The sequence below is a fragment of the Mesorhizobium kamtschaticum genome (assembly GCF_056174585.1).
Map to the genome: position 1 here is coordinate 1,693,049 of NZ_CM149691.1, position 19,458 is coordinate 1,712,506.

The following is a 19,458-nucleotide window of genomic DNA, read 5'->3' on the forward strand; positions in this document are numbered from 1 at the left end:
TTGCTGCATTCGCGAAGGCCACAACCAATCGCCGCCTGTCAAGGCGGTTAATCCAGCCTGCCTGTTACGCAACGTCATACAAGCCTTTACGGCCGTATTGTCAATCGCCTTCGCCGGGTTCGGCGGAGAAGTATTTCTCGAACTTGCCGGCCTCGCCGTCGAAGGTCTTGGCGTCTGCCGGCGGCTCCTTCTTGGCGGTGATGTTGGGCCATTTGTCGGCATATTCGGTGTTGATCTGCAGCCATTTGTCGAGACCTGGCTCGGTGTCGGGCTTGATCGCGTCGGCGGGGCATTCGGGCTCGCAGACGCCGCAGTCGATGCACTCGTCGGGATGGATGACGAGCATGTTCTCGCCTTCATAGAAACAGTCGACCGGACAGACCTCGATGCAGTCCATATATTTGCATTTGATGCAATTGTCGGTCACGACATAGGTCATCGATCGGCTCCGGGACGTCCCAGCTTAATGGGCCAGTTTTCTTGGGCTTTTTCCGTGAGGTAACGCCTTTGCCCGTCGCTTGCAAGGGTTGCCATGCCCGACGGCTTCGGCGTTTCCGGAATGGAATTCTAGGCAGCAAGCGCGCCAGGGGCGTGCGATGTCGCGTTGAGCGTCTTGTTTGCCGGGTTCGGTTCTGTCGCGCGTCCGCCCTTGGCCTGAGATCGCGGCCTCCGTTCTGGTCGGCGAGCCTCAATCTTCGCCAAGCAAGCGGTCGGTCTGGCGGCGCTCTCTCTTGGTCGGACGGCCGCTGCCGGCCTCGCGCAGCGCCGGGATAGCATCGGGAAGCGCCTCGCCCTTCGGCGCGGGTGGCGGCGACATGTCCTCATAGAGGGTGCGGGCTTCTTCCGCCGGGCCGCGCCGGACACCGGTGGCGAGCACCTTCCAGACGAAGATGCGCCGGTCAAGCGTGATGGTCAGGACGTCGCCCGGCTTGACCAGATCGGAGGCCTGCGCTGCTTTGTCGCGATTGATGCGCACCCGTCCGCCGACGACCAGCTTCGCCGCCAGCGAGCGCGATTTCACCGCGCGCGAGAAGAACAGCCATTTATCGATACGCTGGCGGCCTTCAGCAACCATCGAACCGCCTAGAGCATGATGCCGGAAAGTGTGCAGCGGTTTTCGGACGACATCATGCTCCATCTCTTAGTTTAGAGGCGGATTCAGATTTCAGGTCGATTCGACCTGAAATCATCCGGCTCTGGCCTACTTCTTCAGCTGGTCGCGCAAGGCGGCGAGCTTGGCGAAGGGAGAGTCCGGATCGAAGCGCACCGGGCGCTCCTCGCGCGGCTTTGGCTGGAAGGCGGGCTTTGCGCCCCCCTGGTCGGGGCGACCGCCCTTGCCTTCGGGCCTGCCGCCCTTCCAGTCCGGCCGGCCGTCACGACGCTCGGGACGCTCGCCTTGCGGGCGACCGTCGCGGCGCTGTTCACCTTCGGCCTGCGGCTTGGGCTTGAACTTCGAGCGGTCGAAGCGCGGCTTGCCGGCACCGTCGCGCCGCCCTTCATGGGCCGGGCGTTCGCCCGGCGTGGCCGCAGCCGGTGCGCCGGAGGCATCGGCCGGCGCATTGTTTCGGCCACGCGCCTGTCCGTTGCGCTGGCGGTTGTTGCGGCCTTCGTGATGGCGGGGGCGCTGTTCGAAACGGCCCTGACGCCACAACAGGATCGGCTTGGGCGCTTCGGGTTCGGCAGGCGCGTCGGCGGCCGCCTCGGCGGGTTCGCTGGTCTCACCCTCCCCCTTGTGGGGAGGGTCGGCGCGCAGCGCCGGGGTGGGGGGAGCGGCGGTACCGTCAGCACCACCCGCATCGTCAGCGCCATCACCCCCACCCGCGTCGCTTCGCGCCGCGACCTCCCCCATCAAGGGGGAGGTGAGGGCGTCGGCGCTTTCGGCGACGATGACGTCAGTTTCGGCTTCCGCTTCTGGCTCGGCAGCAGGTTCAGCAGCCGCTTCGGCGACAGTCTCTGTTGCGGGCTCTTCCGTGACTTCGGCCGGAGCTTCGGTTGGCTCTTCAGCGACGGGCTCTGCTGCCGTTTCAGCGATGACCTCGGCCGGCGCTTCGACAGCGGCCTCGGCGGAAGCCGGTTCCGAACCCTCGACTGCTGCCTCCGCGACCGCATCTGTTGCGGCAGCCTCCGCAGCCTTGGCCTGCTCGGCGCGCGCAGCCTCTTCCGCTGCGAGTTTCGCAGCCACGGCTTCGCGTGCGGCAGTGTCCTGCGCTTCGAGCCGCGCCTTGACTTCCGCCGCCGGCTTCGGCTCGGCGCGATAGCCCAGGCCCTTCAGGATCTCTTCCATGTCATCGGCGGTGGCGCCGAGGATCGACATCATCGGCGGCGTCACCATGAAGGACTGGCCGTCATAGGCGCCGTCCGGACGCTGGCCGAGGCCGGGCTTCCAGTTGGTCGCCGGACGGATGAGATCCGCCAGCCGTTCCAATATGTCGATGCGCACGGCGCGGCGACCGAGATTGCGGTAGCCGGCAAGCTTGTAGAAGGCCTTGTCGAAGGTCGGATCGATGACCACGGACGTGCGGCCCGACGCCAGCGCGTGGACGACGTCGCCAAAACCAGGCTTGTCCTTGCCGTCGTTCGTCAGCGCCCACAGCAAGGTCACCAGTCCGGCGGGCGCCGGCTTGATCAGCGCCGGCACGAAGACATGATAGGCGCCAAAGCGCACGCCAAGCCGGCGAAGCGCAGCGCGACCTTCCTGATCGAGCGACTTCATCTCCTCGGCGATGTCGCGGCGATTGATGAGGCCGAAATTCTCGACCAGCTGGAAGGCGATGCCACGGCCGATGCCGGAAATCTGCTCGGCGTTCTTCAGGTCGACCAGCGGCTTCAGCAGACTTTCGATCTGGAAGTTGACGAAACGTTCGGCGCGCGCGGCGACCTTGTCGCGCGCCGGGCCGGTCAGTTGTTCGTCGGCCAGCAGCACAAGGCGCGGCTTCAGCGCGTCTTCGCCGGAAACCAGCGTGCCGATCGGCGCGCCGATCCAGCGCAGCGTGCCGTCCGAGCCAAGTGCGAGGTCGCCATTGGCGCAGGCGCCGAAACGTTCGGCGCGCGCCTCGAATTCGGCGGCCAGAGCTTTTTGCGCGGCCGTGCGCACGGCCTTGGCGTCTTCGCCGCCGGCGGTCTGGTCGGCGGTGAAGCGGAACCCTTGCAACTCGCCGACATGGTGGCCTTCGACAAGGACGGTTCCGGTAGGACTAATTTCGGCTTCAGGCATGGTATTTTCTCTAAGGCGCCGCATGAGGACGGAAGTCCTGCGGTCTACGAAGCGTTTCGTCAACCGCTCATGCAGCGCATCCGACAATCTGTCTTCGATTTCGCGCGTCTTTTCCTGCCAGTGTGCCTGATCGGCCAGCCAGCCGGGCCGGTTCGACACGAATGTCCAGGTGCGGATCTGGGCAATGCGGTGCGACAGCGTGTCGATGTCACCCTCGGTGGTGTCGGCGCGGCGCACCTGCTCGGCCATGTAGTTTTCGTCGACATGGCCATGCCGGGCGAGGTCCATATAGATCGAGGCGATGAGGTCGGCATGCTGGGCGGGCGCGATCTTTCGGTAGTCGGGCAGCGCGCAGGCTTCCCACAGCAGCGCCACGCGCTTGGCATCGGTGGCGAGGGCGCGGATGTCCTCGTCGCGGGAGAGATATTCGAGCGCCTGCGCGTCCACCGCCGGCAGCGCGCGCGTCAGGCCCTCGACCGGCGCGTTGGTCTCGATCGAGCGTTTCAATGCATCGAGGCTGGCGAAGTCGAAATGGGCGGTGCGCCACTGCAGCACCTTCACCGGCTCGAAATCATGGCCTTCGATCTTCTTGACCAGCTCTTCGTCGAGCGGGTCGACCTGGCCGGTGACGCCGAAGGTGCCGTCGCGCAGATGCCGGCCGGCACGGCCGGCGATCTGGCCAAGCTCGGCCGCCGTCAGATTGCGATACTGGTAGCCGTCGAACTTGCGGTTCTGGGCGAAGGCGACATGGTCGAGATCGAGGTTGAGGCCCATGCCGATGGCGTCGGTGGCAATGAGATAGTCGACATCGCCCGACTGGAACAAGGCCACCTGGGCGTTGCGGGTGCGGGGCGAGAGCGCCCCGAGCACGACGGCCGCTCCGCCCTGCTGGCGGCGGATCAGCTCGGCGATGGCGTAGACCTCGTCGGCGGAGAAGGCGACGATCGCGGTGCGGCGTGGCAGGCGGGTCAGTTTCTTCGAACCGGCATAGGCAAGATGCGACAGCCGCGGCCGCGTTACCACCGAGACGCCCTTCAGCAGGCGCTGCAGAATGCCATGCATGGTGGCGGCACCAAGCAGCAGCGTTTCCTGGCGGCCGCGCAGATGCAGGATGCGATCGGTGAAGATGTGGCCGCGCTCGAGGTCGCCGGCAAGCTGCACCTCGTCGATGGCGACGAAGGCGGCGTCGGTCTCGCGCGGCATGGCCTCGACGGTGCAGACAGAATATTTGGCGCCCGGCGGCTGGATCTTCTCCTCGCCGGTGATCAGCGCGACCTTGTGGGCGCCGACCTTTTCGCAGACGCGGCTGTAGACCTCCCTGGCCAGCAGCCTGAGCGGCAGGCCGATGACGCCAGTTTCGTGCGCCACCATGCGCTCGATGGCGAGATGGGTCTTGCCGGTGTTGGTCGGGCCAAGCACGGCGGTCACGTCGCGGCCCGACAGGATCAGCGGTTGGGTGTGTTTCGGCTGGATGTTCATCGGCTCGGAAATAAGGCTTTCTGGCCTCTGGTTGTCGGGAGCGTGCCTCAACTGGCGCGTATGACAGCCGACACATAGGGATTTCGGGCGCGAAGCGAAAGCGGAATGTTCCGCCAGCGGCTCGAAGGCCTCTCTGTCAAGCCCTTTAAGTGGTTGCTGATTAAGAGTTGGAACGAGTCTGGAACGAATCGGCGACGAATCAGTGACTCCGACAGATTCAGCTTTTGTTCACGGCTACATGTGGATTTCGTGACCATGAGTCTCACCACATGCTGAATCGCCGAACTGGCCCGTTTTATGCAGGGAGGGCTTTGCCATTAATCTTTGCCGGGAAAACCAGAGAGGCGGCTCGAGGTGGACGGTCAACATTATGAAATTGTTAATCTTTCTGAACCGGGGGTCTAAGGAACTACAGCCGATTCTGGGCCATTAACGTTAACTTCCGCTCAAAGCCGGAACGAATCGGCGACAAAACAGCGCCAGCGGTATTTTCCCTTTTGTTCCGCCAATATCTTGTGTTGTGAACAGCTTATCCACCGAGAATTCACAGGCTTGCCCACAGGGTTCGCACAGGCGGCGCTGCTGCCATTAACCTTTGCGTGCCGGATTGGGGCATTGCGTCGCTGTGAGGTGTTTGAGGCGCCAAGGCATCCAAATGAAAACGGACCGGAAAACCGGTCCGTTTGTCACAGGCTGAGGCCGTTGGACGCCTCAGACGAAGTACTGGCCGCCATTGGCCGTGATGGTCGAGCCGGTGATGAAGCCGGCATCCTCCGAAGCAAGGAAGACGACGCAGCGCGCGATCTCTTCCGGCTCGCCGAGGCGGCCGACCGGGATCTGCGGGATGATGCGTTCGTTGAGCACCTTCTCGTCGATCGCCTTGACCATCTCGGTGGCGATGTAGCCGGGGCAGATGACGTTGACGGTGATGCCCGCGCGAGCACCCTCTTGCGCAAGCGCCTTCGAGAAGCCGATGTCGCCGGCCTTGGCGGCGGAGTAGTTGACCTGGCCGGCCTGGCCCTTCTGGCCGTTGATCGAGGAGATGGTGATGACGCGGCCGAACTTGCGCTCGCGCATGCCGTTCCACAGTGGATGCGTCATGTTGAAAACGCCAGACAGATTGGTGTCGATGACCTCTTTCCACTGGTCGCGCGTGATCTTGTGGAACATGGCGTCGCGGGTGATGCCGGCATTGTTGACCAGCACCGAGACCGGGCCGAGGTCGGCCTCGACCTGTTTGAGGCCGGCGGCGCAAGCGTCATAATCGGCGACCGACCATTTGTAGACCGGAATGCCGGTTTCGGCCTTGAACTTCGCAGCCGCCTCGTCGTTGCCGGCGTAGTTCGCGGCAACAGAATAGCCGGCAGTCTTCAAAGCGATCGAGATCGCCGCGCCGATGCCGCGCGATCCGCCCGTGACGATTGCAACCTTGGTCATATGTCCTCCCTTTGGTCGGAAGAGTGAATAGGGAGTAGCCAATAGCGAGTAGGGGTTTGGTGTCCCGCCGCGCTGAAGCCATTCTTCCCTATTCGCTACTCCCTATTGGCTATTCACTTCTTTTGTCAGAGTGCTTCCACGCAGAGCGCAACGCCCATGCCGCCGCCGATACACAGGGTGGCGAGGCCCTTCTTGGCGCCGCGGCGGCGCATCTCGAAGACCAGCGTGTTGAAGATGCGGGCGCCCGAGGCGCCGATCGGATGGCCGATGGCGATGGCGCCGCCGTTGACGTTGACGATCGAGGGATCCCAGCCCATGTCCTTGTTGACGGCGCAGGCTTGGGCGGCAAAGGCTTCGTTGGCTTCGACCAGGTCGAGATCGCCGACCGACCAGCCGGCCCTTTCCAAAGCCTTGCGCGAGGCGGGAATGGGTCCGGTGCCCATGATCGCCGGATCGACGCCGGCGGTTGCCCAGGACGCGATGCGCGCCAGCGGGGTGATGCCGCGCCTTACGGCTTCCGCTTCGCTCATCAGCAGTGCGCCGGCGGCGCCGTCATTGATGCCGGAAGCGTTGGCGGCGGTCACCGTGCCGTCCTTGTCGAAGGCCGGCTTCAGCTTGGTCATGGCATCGATCGTGGCGCCGTGGCGGATGTATTCGTCCTGGTCGACAACGGTGTCGCCCTTCTTGCCCTTGATTGTGAAGGCGACGATCTCGTCCTTGAACTTGCCGGCCTTCTGCGCGGCCTCCGCCTTGTTCTGCGAGGCCAGCGCGAACTGGTCCTGGTCGTCACGGGTGATCTGGAACTGGCGGGCGACATTTTCAGCCGTGTTGCCCATGTGATAGCCGTTGAAGGCATCCCACAGCCCGTCCTTGATCATGGTGTCGATCATCTTGTAGTCGCCCATCTTGACGCCGGCGCGCAGATGCTCGGCGTGCGGCGACAGCGACATCGATTCCTGGCCGCCGGCGATGATCACCTTGGCGTCACCCGTGGCGATCTGCTGCATGCCGAGCGCGATGGCGCGCAGGCCCGAACCGCAAACCTGGTTGAGGCCCCAGGCGGTGGTTTCCTTGGGCAGGCCGGCGATGATCGAGGCCTGGCGGGCGGGGTTCTGGCCCTGGGCGGCGGTCAGCACCTGACCGAGGATGACCTCGTCGACTTCGGCGGCCTCGACACCGGCGCGTGACAAAAGCTCCTTGATCACGACGGCGCCGAGTTCATGCGCCGGGGTGGCAGCAAACGCGCCGTTGAAGGAGCCGACGGCCGTGCGCGCGGCGCTGGCAATGACGATGGAATCGGACATTTTCTTCTCCAGACTTCAAGGGTGTTGTTCTGTCGTTGAGGACTTTTCTTGCCCTTTCCCAATCTCAAGTCAAACCGGAAATCGGCATGGCGCCCATGCGCCGCAAGCAGGTCGCGCGTCGCAGTGCCGGCAGGCAGGCCGCTGCTGCGCAGCATATTTTGCCTGCTATGCAGCATTATGTGATCCCGCACTGCACAAACTGCTTGGAATTATGAGGCTTTTGCGCATATCCTCGAAAAGGGCACAATCGTTACCGGCTGCTTACTCAGGCGTGCCGGTGTCCGGGGAGGATGCAGATGGCCGCAAAAGACGACCCGATCATTATCAAGAAATACGCCAATCGCCGCCTCTATAATACGGGGACGAGCACCTATGTGACGCTCGAGGATCTGGCCGAAATGGTCAAGAAGGGCGAGGAGTTCACCGTCCAGGACGCCAAGACCGGTGACGACATCACGCATCCGGTGCTGACTCAGATCATTTTCGAGCTGGAGAACAAGGATGGGCAGAACATGCTGCCGATCCCGTTCCTGCGCCAGTTGATCGCCTATTATGGCGACCAGATGCAGATGATCGTGCCGAGCTTCCTCGAACAGTCGATGCTGGCCTTCTCCAAGGAGCAGGAGCGCTTCCGCGAGCAGATGAAGGGCGCCATCGGTAAGTCGCCGCTGGACGTGATGAAGATCGCGACGCCGATCAAGGCGCTGGAAGAACAGACGCGCCGCAACATGGAAATGTTCCAGAACGCGATGCGGCTGTTCACGCCGTTCCCGCCAGTTGGCTCCGCGCCAGCCGCGGCTCCGACCGAGCCGGCCAAGAAGGAAGCGCCGGAAAAGTCCGACGACCTTCAGGAGCTGAAGAGCCAGATCGCGGCCATGCAGCGCAAACTCGACACGATGTCGTAGAGGCGGCCAGAGCATATACTGACCACCTCGACTTATGGATGCCTTGCCTTCATGGGTCGATCGGCATCTGCCACAATTCCCAGATCTCGTCGGCCCGCCCGTCAAGCGAGCGATAGAAAGCCTTGGCCGGCATGTTGGATCGCAGCACCGTCCACTTGATGGCGGATGCGCCAATGCCGACGGCATGGTCGCGCAGCCGTTTCACAAGGGCATGGCCGACCGACATGCCGCGCGCCGCCTCGGCCACGTAGAGTTCCTTCAGCCACACAACCGGCTTCAGGTCGTAGGTCCAGGGGATGAGGTAGTGGACGGCGATGCCGACGACCACGCCCTCTAGCTCCGCCACAAACACGCCGAACCGGGGCGATGGTCCCAACCCGTGTGTGATGAGGTCTGCCTCGGTGAGGTGGAACTTGTCATCATAGCCCTCGAAGACGGCCAGCGCCCGCATAAGCGCGAGCACCGCGGCGACATCCTGCTGCTCGAACTGCCGAACCGTAATCGCCGCCATCCGCATGCTTTCCCGTGTCTTCAATGTCGACCATATCGTGCAAACGCTTCCGCGCCAGCCAACGATCATGCGTGCAAAACACCGGGCTCCTTGCCTGACGCGAAGGGGACTCCCTCATCCTGCCAGCCGGTTATGCCACCGATCATGATCTTCACCGGCAGGCCGAGGCTGGCCAGTTTGAAGGCCGCCCGATCCGCGCCATTGCAATGCGGTCCGGCGCAATAGACGACGAACAGCGTGCCTGTCGGCCATTCTTCCATCCGCTCGGCCGAGATGTCGCGGTGCGGCAGATGCAGCGCGCCCGGCACATGGCGGCGTTCATAGGCTTCCGGCGAACCGACGACATGCAGAAGGACAAAATCCGGCTCTCCGGTACGCAGTGTCGCGGCAACGTCGGAACAGTCGGTCTCGACGGAAAGCCGGTGCAAAAGTGGTCCCGGGCGATTTCCGGCGATGCCACCGGAGTGTCTGTCACGTAGCTCATCAAGCTTCTCCATTCGCTGATGGAGCTGGTCTCCATCGCTGATGGAGTTGAGGTAGCGCACCACGCCGAGCGATTGCAGCTGGCGGATTTGCCATATATCGTCAAGATCATGCCAAATGTGCCCCCTGCCAATCGGCCCCTTGCCAATCCGCTGGTTGTTGCCGTCGCCTATGACGGGCTGTGCACGTTCGAATTTGGCGTGGCGGCCGAAGTGTTCGCCTTGCCCAGACCGGAGATGGGTGCGGATTGGTACCGTTTTGCCGTAGCCGGCATAGACGCCGGTGAAATGCGGGCGATGGGCGGCGTGCGCATCGTCGCCGATGGTGGCCCCGACCTGATCGGCGAGGCCGGCACGGTGATCGTGCCGGGGTGGCGCGGTGTGGAGTGTCCGGTGCCGCCAGTGCTGATCGAGACGCTTCGCAAGGCCAATGCGCGGGGCGCACGCATTCTGTCCATTTGCTCGGGCGTGTTCGTGCTTGCCGCGGCCGGCCTGCTCTCAGGCAAAAAGGCAACCACGCATTGGCGCTACGGCGACAGACTTAAGGAGCTCTATCCCGACATCACCGTGGTTCCTGACGTTTTGTACATCGATGAGGGAAATGTCCTGACATCGGCCGGCAGCGCGGCCGGCATCGATCTTTGCCTGCACCTAGTGCGGCGCGATTTCGGCACCAAGGCGGCCAACATGGTGGCGCGGCGGCTGGTCGTGCCGCCGCACCGCGACGGCGGCCAGGCGCAGTATGTCGAGAGTTCCGTTCCCGAGCCGCACGAACGCAGCCGGCTCGGGCCTTTGATCGACAGGATGCGCGCCGATATTTCCGCCGACTATCCCGTTGCCATCCTGGCTGACCTGGCCGGGATGAGCGAGCGGACATTTCTACGCCGGTTCGCGGCCGCAACCGGCGTTACGCCGGCACGCTGGCTACTGTCGGAACGGCTTTCGCGGGCGCGCACGCTTCTGGAAGACACAAGCATGCCGATCGAGCGGATTGCCGAGACCGCCGGATTTGGCGCGGCAGCGACGTTGCGGCATCACTTCCGTCAGCAGTTCGCCACGACGCCGGCCGCGTACCGGGCGCGGTTCGGGACCAGTGCCAACCCCGCCTGATGGCTGGCGACTTCGTACGCTGTCAGGGCAACAGTCCCTCATAGCGTCCGCGCGGCCGGATGATGCTGCCGCTGACAATCTGTTCGACCATATGCGCGGCCCAGCCGACGCTGCGCCCAAGTGCGAACAGATGGAACGGTGCATCGCGCGGCAAGCCAAGACTGCGCGTCAGCACGGCCAGGGCAAAATCGATGTTCGGCTGGGCGCCGGTCGCGGCAATGGCCGCGGTTTCCAGCGACCGTAAGGTCTCGTCGGGGTTGCCGATGGCCGCCAGAAGCGCCGTGGCGCGGGGATCACCCTCGGGATAGAGCTGGTGGCCGAAGCCCGGCAAAGGCCGATCATGGCCGAGCCAGCGCCGGATCGCGGCATCGGCGCCATGCCGCGCCGCATCCTCGGCGAGCTGCATCACCGCTTCGCCGGCACCGCCGTGGCGTGGACCGGACAGCGTCGCCAGACCCGCCAGCAGGCAAGCGGCGGGTGAGGCTCCAGTCGAGGCCGCGACGCGGGCCGCGAAGGTCGATGCGTTGAGCTCGTGATCGGCGAGCAGCACAAGCGCACGCCGGATCGCGTCCGCGCCGCCATCTTCGACCGACCAGCCCCGCGCCAATCGCCGATGCACCGGATCCGGTCCCGCCTCGGCGCCGAGAGCACCGGCCAGCACGCCGATAGCATGCGCGGCGTCGGCGCACAGCGAGGCGGCGTTGCGGCCAAGCGAAGGCCGGCCCTGGCCGGCCAGCAAAGCAAGCTGCGCAAAGGCCGGGGCACGGCCGAACTGGCGCGGCGCATCTGGCTGCGGCGCTTCGAAACGCACCGGTTCAGACAAGGCCCAAAGCAGAGCGGCGGTTTCTTCCAGCGTGGCATGGTCGGACAGCGCAGCGGCGTCCCGGCCTCGATAGATGAGGTGACCGTGCCAGACGGTCGAAACCGCCGTGACGATCGACGGCTCGCCCCAGGCAATGGCGCTTTCGGCGATGGCCGAGGGGCTGCGTCCGCGCGCCCTCCGCGTTGCGAGTGCTGCGATATCGTCGGCGCGATACTCGCTGCGGCGCGGATCGGCCCGGTCCGGGCGCATGCCGATGCGTCCTCGGCTGACATAGGCATAGAGCGTCTGCGGCCTCACCTTGAGCCTCTCCACCGCCTCTTCCCGCGACAACCATTCGGACATTTTTGGCTCTGATATTGATTCTATTGATCAAGATTGATGCTTGTGTCGCCCAGCCTTATCTCCGATCCGGAAAAGCTTCAAGGAGACAAGGCTATGGCGAATGGGCTCGATGATGTGGTGGCGGCCGAAACCGTGCTGTCCGACGTGGATGGTCTGGGCGGCCACCTGACGATCCGAGGTTATTCACTGCCGGAGCTGGCTGGACGATGGAGCTATCCACAAGTGGTTCACCTGTTGCTCGATGGCTTCTTCGAGGATCTGCCTGGCGACGCCGAACTGGCGGCGAAACTGGGCGAGGCGCGCGTCGAGGTGTTCGACCGCCTGCTGCCTTCGCTGCCCTTGCTGGCGCCGCTCGAAATCTACAGCGCCATGCGCGCCGGCATGGCGCTGCTGCCGGATGGCGAGACGCTGACGGATGCCTTGCGGCTGATTGCGGCGCCGGCGGTGCTGACGCCGGCTCTGCTGCGCCTGCAGCGTGGCGAGCAGCCGATGGCGCCGGACGGCAAGGCCGGTCATGCCGCCGACATGTTGCGGATGCTCAAGGGTTTCGTCCCGTCGCCGGCATTGGCAAAAGCGCTCGACACCTATCTGGTGACCGTCTGCGATCACGGCCTCAACGCCTCGACTTTCGCCACCCGTGTCGTTGCTTCGACATTGGCCGGGCTGACATCGTCGGTGCTGGCAGGCCTTGGCGCGCTCAAGGGGCCGCTGCATGGCGGCGCGCCCGGCCCGGTGATCGAGATGCTGGATGCCATCCAGGCGCATGGCGATGCGGCCGGCTGGCTGCGCGACGAGATCGCTGAGGGCAGGCGCATCATGGGCTTCGGCCATCGCATCTACCGCGTGCGCGATCCGCGCGCCGACGTGTTGAAATCGGTGGTGCGGCAACTCGGCAGCGAAGGCGAAACCGGCCGCCGGCTGGCCTTCGCCGAAAAGGTCGAACAGACGGCGCTCGAGGTGCTGCGGATCGCCAAGCCACAGCGCGCGCTGCAGACCAATGTCGAGTTCTACACCGCGCTGGTGCTGGAAGCGGCGGGCTTTCCGCCGCAAGCCTTCAGCAATGTCTTCGCCGCTGGGCGCGTTGCCGGCTGGATCGCGCATGCGCGCGAGCAGCAGACGACCGGACGGCTGATCCGTCCGCAATCGCGCTATGTCGGCCCGGTGCCGGATCTGGTCGCTTAGGCTTCCTTGCCTGTCTCGAAACACTCGGGGCCTCTCCGCTGAACCGGAGGGGCTTTTCCGCATGACCGAAATTTCATGTGATCACGCGACCGTGTTCGTGTTCTTGCCTTGGTCCGTCCTTATATGCTGCACTGCAACATAGACCGGCGATAACTGCTTCTTCCAATGACGTTGGGGCAGGCCGGCGCATCAGGATGACAGGAACGCCATGACGAAAAACGGCAAGGCGGAGGAAAACAAGAAGATCAACATCGCGCTTCAGGGCGGCGGCTCGCATGGCGCCTTTTCCTGGGGCGTGCTCGACCGGCTGCTGGAGGACGGACGGCTGGAAATATCGGCAGTGTCCGGCACCAGCGCCGGCGCCATGAACGCGGTGGCGCTGGCCGATGGATTTGTGCGCGGCGGGGTCGAGGGCGCACGCAAGAAGCTCGACGATTTCTGGCGCGCGGTGGCGGCGAAGGGCCGGTTCAGCCCGGTGCAGCGCATGCCGTGGGATGTCGCCTGGGGCAACTGGTCGATCGAGAACACGCCGGGCTATGTCTTCTTCGACACCATGTCGCGGGTGTTTTCGCCCTATGTCGCCAATCCGCTCGGCCTCAATCCGCTGCGCGACGTGGTTGCGCAGGAGATCGATTTCAGGAATGTCCGCGCCTGCAAGTCGATGGAACTGTTCATCTCCGCCACCAATGTCGAGACCGGCCAGTTGCGGGTGTTTTCCGATGGTGAGATCGATCTCGACACGGTGATGGCCTCGGCCTGCCTGCCGCAATTGTTCCGTGCCGTCGAGATCAAGGGCGTGCCCTATTGGGATGGCGGCTATGGTGGCAATCCGGCGCTGTTCCCGTTCTTCAAGACGGCGGCAACGGAGGATGTGCTGTTGGTGCAGATCAATCCGGTGGTGCGCGAAGGCACGCCAAAGAGCGCCAACGAGATCCAGAACCGCATCGACGAGATCACCTTCAATGCCGGGCTGTTGAACGAATTTCGTTCGATCGCCTTCGTCAAGGAACTGATCGCCGCCGGCCGGCTGCCGCATGGTGAATATCGCGACATCCGCATGCACCGCATCGATGCCGACGAGGCGTTCAAGGACCTGTCGGCATCATCCAAGGTCAACGCCGAATGGGCCTTCCTGAGCTATCTCAGAGATCTCGGCCGCACGGCGGCCAGCGACTGGCTGGAAGAGAATTACGATGCCGTTGGCAAACGGCCCACGCTCGATCTCTCCGGCGAACTCGACGACGGTTTCAAGCCGGTGCGCGGACCGGCGCCCGGTCGCCGGGTCAAGGAGTTTCTTGCAGCGCGCAAGAACCCCGAGGCGGAGCGCCGGCGGGCCTGAGCCCGTCGGCGCCGAAGGAGCAACAGCCGATCTGCATCAGGCACTGTCCGGCTATCCTCGGATCGATCAAGACCATCAGCGAAGTCTTCCGGAAATCGGAATAGCGGATAGGGCGATCCGGCAAGGCGGCAACCTTCGCGTGTGGCGGATGCTTCATCATGCTGACGCCTGCTGCCACCGACATCCTCACGATGCCGTGCGCTGTGGCTTCGTGTTGCTGGAAAATCACGAGCGGAACGATCGGCACCAGCCCTGCGAATTGACACGGAAAATGGCCTGAGTTTCGCAGCTACACCGTGCTCGCGTCACCTCGCGAACCGGTGGACCACGCCGATCCCAGATGTTCCAGTGCTGTGGGTACCGACGTTCTCGATGCCGGGTTTCATGTCAACGAACCGGCCTCGGGCAATCTCCGCCTGATTGGCGTGTAGTGCCATTTCCCGTGCAATTCCAATGCATTGGTCAAACGCCACGTTGCTGAAGTTTGATGTCATTCGTTGACCGAAAATGATCTGGCCCGTCGGTCAAAATCCGCATCGAGGTAAACAATCCGGCGGGCGATGGCGCCTGTGTTTCGATGAGCATCGCGCTGCTTGTCGGCAATGACGGATCGGTCGTTCGGGACTGGTCTTGGGAGGGCAGATCGTGAGCCGACTGCAAGTCTGCTGAACCGGTATTTTAGCAGATCGAAAAGAGTTTCGCGGCGGCCACACCTTGCCCGGCTACGCAATGCTGCTGCAACTTTCGGACTATATTGCGGTGCAACTTTGATGTAGAAGCGCGCACGCCGATCACGGCAAATTGAACACGGTCAGGCGCGCACCCATATCGGCGACGCGCCCGCGTCATGAAGGCGCGGTGCTGGCCGAACCCGCAACGGAAAAAACGACGATGCCGAGAATCAGGTTTCACAAGCTTGCAGCCATTGTTGTGCTCATTGGTTTCGCGGCGTGGATGGCGACAGGCGAATTCTCGTCGGTCGGTAGCGTAGCGGCCAACAAGGCCAAGGCAGCCGAAGTCGAGCAGGGCAAGGCGCCGGACGCGAACAAGCCGAAGACGGCGGAAGCCGAACCGAAGGCGCCGCTGCGCACCGTCGCGGTGGTGATGCCGCCACGCAAGACCTATGCGCGCGCCATCCGCATTTCCGGGCTGACCGAGGCCGACAAGCGCGCCGTGCTCGCAACCCGCGTTGCCGGCGTCATCGACAAGCTGCCGGTCAAGCAAGGCGATCACGTCAAGACCGGCGATCTGGTGCTGATGCTGGCCGCCGAGGAAAAGATCTCGATGGTCGACAATGCCAAGCAGCTTGTCGCGCAGCGTCAGGCAGAGCTGGACGCGTCGCTGCGGCTGATGAAATCAGGCAATCTGCCCAAGCTGCAGCTCGACACCGCCCGCTCCAATCTGACCCTGGCGCAATCGCAGCTGGATACCGCGCAGGCCGAACTCGACCGCAATGAGGTCAAGGCGCCTTTCGACGGCGTCATCGACCGGGTGCCGGTGGAACTCGGCAGCTCCGTCATGCAGGGCGGTGAGGTGGCGACCATCCTCAAGCTCGATCCGGTGATCGCGCGCGGCGAGATCAGCGAGCGCGACCTCGGCTATCTCAAGATCGGTGACAAGGCCAGCGTTCGGCTGGTCAGCGGCCAGACCGTCCAAGGCACCGTGCGCTATATCAGCCGCGACGCGTCGTCAGCGACCCGTACCTTCCGTATCGAGGTTGCCATCCCCAATGCCGACGGCTCGGTGCCGGCCGGCATGACAGCGGAAATCCAGCTCAGCGCGCTGCCGACCGACGCGGTCCTGCTGCCGCGTTCAGTGGTGACGCTCGGCGACAAGGGCGATCTCGGCATCCGCGCCGTCGGCAAGGACAACAAGGTGGCGTTCTTCCCGATCGATCTTGTCGATGACACGCCGACCGGGCTCGTGCTTGGCGGCATCCCGGCCGATGCGCGCATCATCGTTGCCGGCCAGGAACTGGTGAAGGAAGGCGATGAGGTCAAGCCGGTCGAGGCCGACCAGGCGACCATCAACAAGCTGATTGGCGAAGCCACCGCCGGCACGCAGTAGCGCAAGGGCGCCGGCGCCGGGCTCTGCCCGGCGACGTCAGTCCGTTCGCCACTCCCGAAAGCAACAGCAGGCACAAGTCATGGATATCGTCAGACTCGCAATCAACAATGCCCGCCTGACCATCTCGGTCCTGGTCTTCCTGCTGATTGCAGGCTGGGTCGCCTATCAGTCGACGCCGAAGGAAGCGGAACCCGACGTTCCGATTCCGATGATGTATGTCAGCCTGATCTATCAAGGCATTTCGCCTGAGGATTCCGAGCGCCTTCTGCTGCGGCCGATGGAAAGCAAGCTGAAGAGCCTCAAAGGCCTCAAGGAGATGCGCTCGGCCGCCTTCCAGGGTGGCGGCTATGTGCTGGTCGAGTTCCAGCCGCAGACGAACCTGGCGACGGCACTGCAGGATACGCGCTCCAAGGTGCAGGACGGCAAGGCCGACCTGCCGCAGGCGGCCGAGGAGCCTGTCGTCACCGAGGTCAATATTTCCGAATTCCCGGTGCTCGTCGTCACCTTGTCCGGCGAATTGCCCGAACGCGTGCTGGCCGCCGCCGCACGCGAACTGCGCGACCGTATCGAAGAGGTGCCCGGCGTTCTCGAAGGCTCGCTGCAGGGCTCGCGCGACGATCTCGTCGAAGTCGTCATCGATCCGATGAAGCTGTCGTCCTACGGCTTGCAGCTCGACCAGCTGATCGGCGCCGTCGGCGCTTCCAACAGCCTTGTCGCCGCCGGCAACATCGAGGGCTCGGAAGGCAAATACGCCGTCAAGGTGCCGTCACTGATCGAGACGCCCGAAGACGTGGCTGCACTCCCCGTGGTCGCCGGCCCCAATGCCGTGGTGCAGGCCAAGGACATCGCGACGATCCGCTCGACCTTTGCCGACGCCACGACGATCACGCGGCTGAACGGCAAGCCGGCCATCGCTATCGAAGTCAAGAAGCGCATCGGCGCCAATCTGATCGACACGCTGACGAAGGTCAGGGAGGTGTCCGATACCTTCGTCAAGACGATGCCCGAAGGGATGCACGTCACCTACACGCAGGACAAGTCGGTCTTCGTCAACCAGTTGCTGGGCGACCTGCAGAACCATGTGATGATCGCCGTCATCCTGGTGTTCATCGTCATTCTGTACGCTTTGTCGGGCCGCGCCTCGCTGCTCATTGGCCTCGCCATCCCGTCGTCCTTCCTGATCGGCATCCTGTTGCTCGCCATGATGGGCTACACGATCAACATGATCGTGCTGTTCAGCCTCATCCTGGCCGTCGGCATGCTGGTCGATGACGCCATCATCGTCACCGAGTTCGCCGAACGACGGATGAGCGAGGGCATGCCCAAGCAGGAAGCCTTCGCGCTTGCCGCCAAGCGCATGGCCGGTCCGGTCATCGCGGCGACGATGACGCGCATCGCCGCCTTCTCGCCGCTGCTGTTCTGGCCCGGCATCATCGGCGACTTCATGAAGTACATGCCGATCACGCTGATCGTCACGCTGTCGGCCTCGATGCTCTACGCGCTGGTCTTCGCGCCGACGCTGGGCGCGATCTTCGCCAAGGCGCCGGAGCATCACGAGGATGACAATCGCGACGGCTGGTACATGGCGGTCGTCAAACAGGCGGTGCGCTTCCCCATCACCGTGATGGTGCTTACCGTCGTCCTGCTGGCCGGCATCTTCGTTGGCTATTCGAAATATGGCGCCGGCGTCGAGTTCTTCCCGAGTGTCGAGCCCGACTACGGCCTGCTCTACGTGCACGCCCGCGGCAACCTTTCGCTGGCCGAAATGGACACGGCGACCAAGATTGCCGAAAACCGGCTGCTTGGCTGGCCAGGCGTGAAGTCGGTCTATACCCGCGTCGGCAAATCCGACGGCGGCGGCCAGGATGTGCCCGAAGACGTCGTCGGCGTCATCCAGTACGAGTTCATCGACTGGCGCGAGCGCAAATCGGCGAACGATATCCTGAACGATCTGCGTGGCGTCATGGCCGGGATTCCCGGCGTCGATGTCGAGGTTCGCGTGCCGGAGGCTGGTCCGCCGACAGGCAAGCCGATCCAGATCAGGCTTTCGGCCGTCGACCCCAAGGGACTGGACGAGAAGGCGCGAGCGGTGGCGGCGCGGATCGCCAAGGTGCCCGGAGTCATCGACATTTCCGACGGCTTGCCGCCGCCCGGCGTCGACTGGGCGATTGAGGTCGACCGCGCCAAGGCCGCGCAATATGGCATCAGTCCGACTTCGGTCGGGACGGTGGTGCAGCTTGTCACCAACGGTTTGAAGCTGTCGGAATACCGGCCCGCCGGTGCCGACAAGGCCGTCGACATCCGCCTGCGTCTGCCGGAGGACCGGCGCACGCTGTCGACGCTCGACGAGCTCAGGGTGCAGACCTCGCAAGGATCGGTGCCGATCTCGAACTTCGTCGTCCGCAAGGCGAAGCCGAGCGTCGGCATCCTCAACCGCATCGACGGCGCCCGCACCGTGGTGGTGCAGGCCAACGTCGCTGCCGGCGCCCAGGTCGCCGCCGTGCAGCAGGAGGTCACCCAGGCCGTCACCGATATGAATCTCGGCAGCGGCATCCGCTGGAAGCTGGCCGGCTCGAACGAGGACAGCGCCGAGGCCAGCGCCTTCCTCAGCAAGGCCTTCGGTGCGGCGATCTTCCTGATCTTCCTGGTGCTGTTGGCGCAGTTCAACAAGTTCACCAGCGTCTGGCTGGTGCTGTCCTGCGTGGTCATGGCGACGATCGGCGTGTTCCTCGGACTGCTGATAACAGGCGAGACGTTCGGCATCGTCATGTCCGGCATTGGCGTTATCGCGCTGGCCGGCGTGGTGGTCAACAACAACATCGTGCTGATCGACACCTATGACCGGTTGCGCGAAGAGGGCTGGGACAAGATGGAGGCCGTGCTGCAGACCTGCCGCGAGCGTGCGCGACCGGTGGTGCTGACGGCGGTGTCGGCCATTCTCGGCGTGCTGCCGATCGCCTTCGGCCTGGGGCTGGAAATCTTCCATCACGAGACGACGATCAACGCGCCGTCGACGCAATGGTGGATTTCGCTGTCCTCGGCGATCGTCTTCGGCCTGTCCTTCGCGACCGTGCTGACGCTCGTGGTGACGCCGTCGATGCTGATGGTGTTCACCCGCGCCAAGGTCAAACCCGGTGCGCGGCGCGGTCTGTTCAGCCGGCTGTTCCGGCGTGGCAAGGGCGAGATTTCATCGGATGCGCCGACGGTGGATGCCGGCGCGGAACCCGCCATCGCCTTTCCAAAAGCCGCCGAATAGACACACT

At 64.0% G+C, this 19,458-nt stretch carries 14 protein-coding genes; 6 read left to right on the top strand and 8 right to left on the bottom strand.

Features of this window, described 5'->3' with window-relative positions:
• Positions 1 to 100: 100 nt before the first annotated feature.
• The 5 genes from fdxA to AC0V7N_RS08295 all read right to left on the bottom strand — a co-directional run bounded on the left by fdxA (position 101) and on the right by AC0V7N_RS08295 (position 7,434).
• Positions 101 to 439 carry a ferredoxin FdxA gene (fdxA, locus tag AC0V7N_RS08275; protein WP_095201183.1) on the bottom strand — a complete coding sequence of 113 codons (339 nt, stop codon included), beginning with the start codon at positions 437 to 439 and terminating at the stop codon, positions 101 to 103.
• Positions 440 to 688: 249 nt separating this feature from the next.
• Positions 689 to 1,075: an RNA-binding S4 domain-containing protein gene (locus AC0V7N_RS08280; RefSeq protein ID WP_475456358.1), complete on the bottom strand. Its 387-nt coding sequence runs from the start codon at positions 1,073 to 1,075 to the stop codon at positions 689 to 691.
• Between the two features lie 126 nt (positions 1,076 to 1,201).
• Positions 1,202 to 4,693 carry a helicase-related protein gene (locus AC0V7N_RS08285; protein ID WP_496627786.1) on the bottom strand — a complete coding sequence of 1,164 codons (3,492 nt, stop codon included), beginning with the start codon at positions 4,691 to 4,693 and terminating at the stop codon, positions 1,202 to 1,204.
• A gap of 711 nt (positions 4,694 to 5,404) precedes the next feature.
• Positions 5,405 to 6,130 carry an acetoacetyl-CoA reductase gene (gene phbB, locus AC0V7N_RS08290; protein ID WP_475456361.1) on the bottom strand — a complete coding sequence of 242 codons (726 nt, stop codon included), beginning with the start codon at positions 6,128 to 6,130 and terminating at the stop codon, positions 5,405 to 5,407.
• 125 nt (positions 6,131 to 6,255) lie between these two features.
• Positions 6,256 to 7,434 (bottom strand): acetyl-CoA C-acetyltransferase, encoded by a 1,179-nt coding sequence (locus AC0V7N_RS08295; RefSeq protein WP_475456363.1) that lies wholly within the window; start codon positions 7,432 to 7,434, stop codon positions 6,256 to 6,258.
• A 296-nt stretch (positions 7,435 to 7,730) separates the two neighbouring features.
• On the opposite strand from AC0V7N_RS08295, the gene phaR reads away from it, so the two are divergent.
• Positions 7,731 to 8,339 (top strand): polyhydroxyalkanoate synthesis repressor PhaR, encoded by a 609-nt coding sequence (gene phaR, locus AC0V7N_RS08300; RefSeq protein ID WP_027041971.1) that lies wholly within the window; start codon positions 7,731 to 7,733, stop codon positions 8,337 to 8,339.
• Positions 8,340 to 8,388: 49 nt separating this feature from the next.
• Here the strand turns inward: phaR and AC0V7N_RS08305 are convergent, their stop codons facing one another.
• Positions 8,389 to 8,850, bottom strand: coding sequence for a GNAT family N-acetyltransferase (locus AC0V7N_RS08305; protein WP_475456365.1), 462 nt, complete (start codon positions 8,848 to 8,850; stop codon positions 8,389 to 8,391).
• Positions 8,851 to 8,915: 65 nt separating this feature from the next.
• Positions 8,916 to 9,278, bottom strand: coding sequence for a rhodanese-like domain-containing protein (locus AC0V7N_RS08310; RefSeq protein ID WP_475456367.1), 363 nt, complete (start codon positions 9,276 to 9,278; stop codon positions 8,916 to 8,918).
• Between the two features lie 165 nt (positions 9,279 to 9,443).
• On the opposite strand from AC0V7N_RS08310, the gene ftrA reads away from it, so the two are divergent.
• On the top strand, positions 9,444 to 10,442 hold the full coding sequence (gene ftrA / locus AC0V7N_RS08315) for a transcriptional regulator FtrA (protein WP_475456369.1): 999 nt from the start codon (positions 9,444 to 9,446) through the stop codon (positions 10,440 to 10,442).
• A 22-nt stretch (positions 10,443 to 10,464) separates the two neighbouring features.
• Here ftrA and AC0V7N_RS08320 read toward each other — a convergent pair whose 3' ends face one another.
• Entirely contained in the window at positions 10,465 to 11,607 is a 1,143-nt protein-coding gene (locus AC0V7N_RS08320) for a citrate/2-methylcitrate synthase (RefSeq protein ID WP_475456371.1), read from the bottom strand.
• Positions 11,608 to 11,700: 93 nt separating this feature from the next.
• On the opposite strand from AC0V7N_RS08320, the gene AC0V7N_RS08325 reads away from it, so the two are divergent.
• The 4 genes from AC0V7N_RS08325 (at position 11,701) to AC0V7N_RS08340 (ending at position 19,451) form a co-directional block, all read left to right on the top strand.
• The gene (locus tag AC0V7N_RS08325; RefSeq protein WP_475456373.1) at positions 11,701 to 12,789 is read left to right on the top strand and encodes a citrate synthase/methylcitrate synthase; all 1,089 of its coding nucleotides are present in this window, start codon (positions 11,701 to 11,703) and stop codon (positions 12,787 to 12,789) included.
• Between the two features lie 208 nt (positions 12,790 to 12,997).
• On the top strand, positions 12,998 to 14,128 hold the full coding sequence (locus AC0V7N_RS08330; protein ID WP_475456375.1) for a patatin-like phospholipase family protein: 1,131 nt from the start codon (positions 12,998 to 13,000) through the stop codon (positions 14,126 to 14,128).
• 891 nt (positions 14,129 to 15,019) lie between these two features.
• The gene (locus AC0V7N_RS08335) at positions 15,020 to 16,195 is read left to right on the top strand and encodes an efflux RND transporter periplasmic adaptor subunit (RefSeq protein ID WP_475456377.1); all 1,176 of its coding nucleotides are present in this window, start codon (positions 15,020 to 15,022) and stop codon (positions 16,193 to 16,195) included.
• Positions 16,196 to 16,274: 79 nt separating this feature from the next.
• A complete protein-coding gene (locus AC0V7N_RS08340; protein ID WP_475456379.1) occupies positions 16,275 to 19,451 on the top strand; it encodes an efflux RND transporter permease subunit in 3,177 nt (1,058 codons plus the stop codon).
• Positions 19,452 to 19,458: the final 7 nt, after the last annotated feature.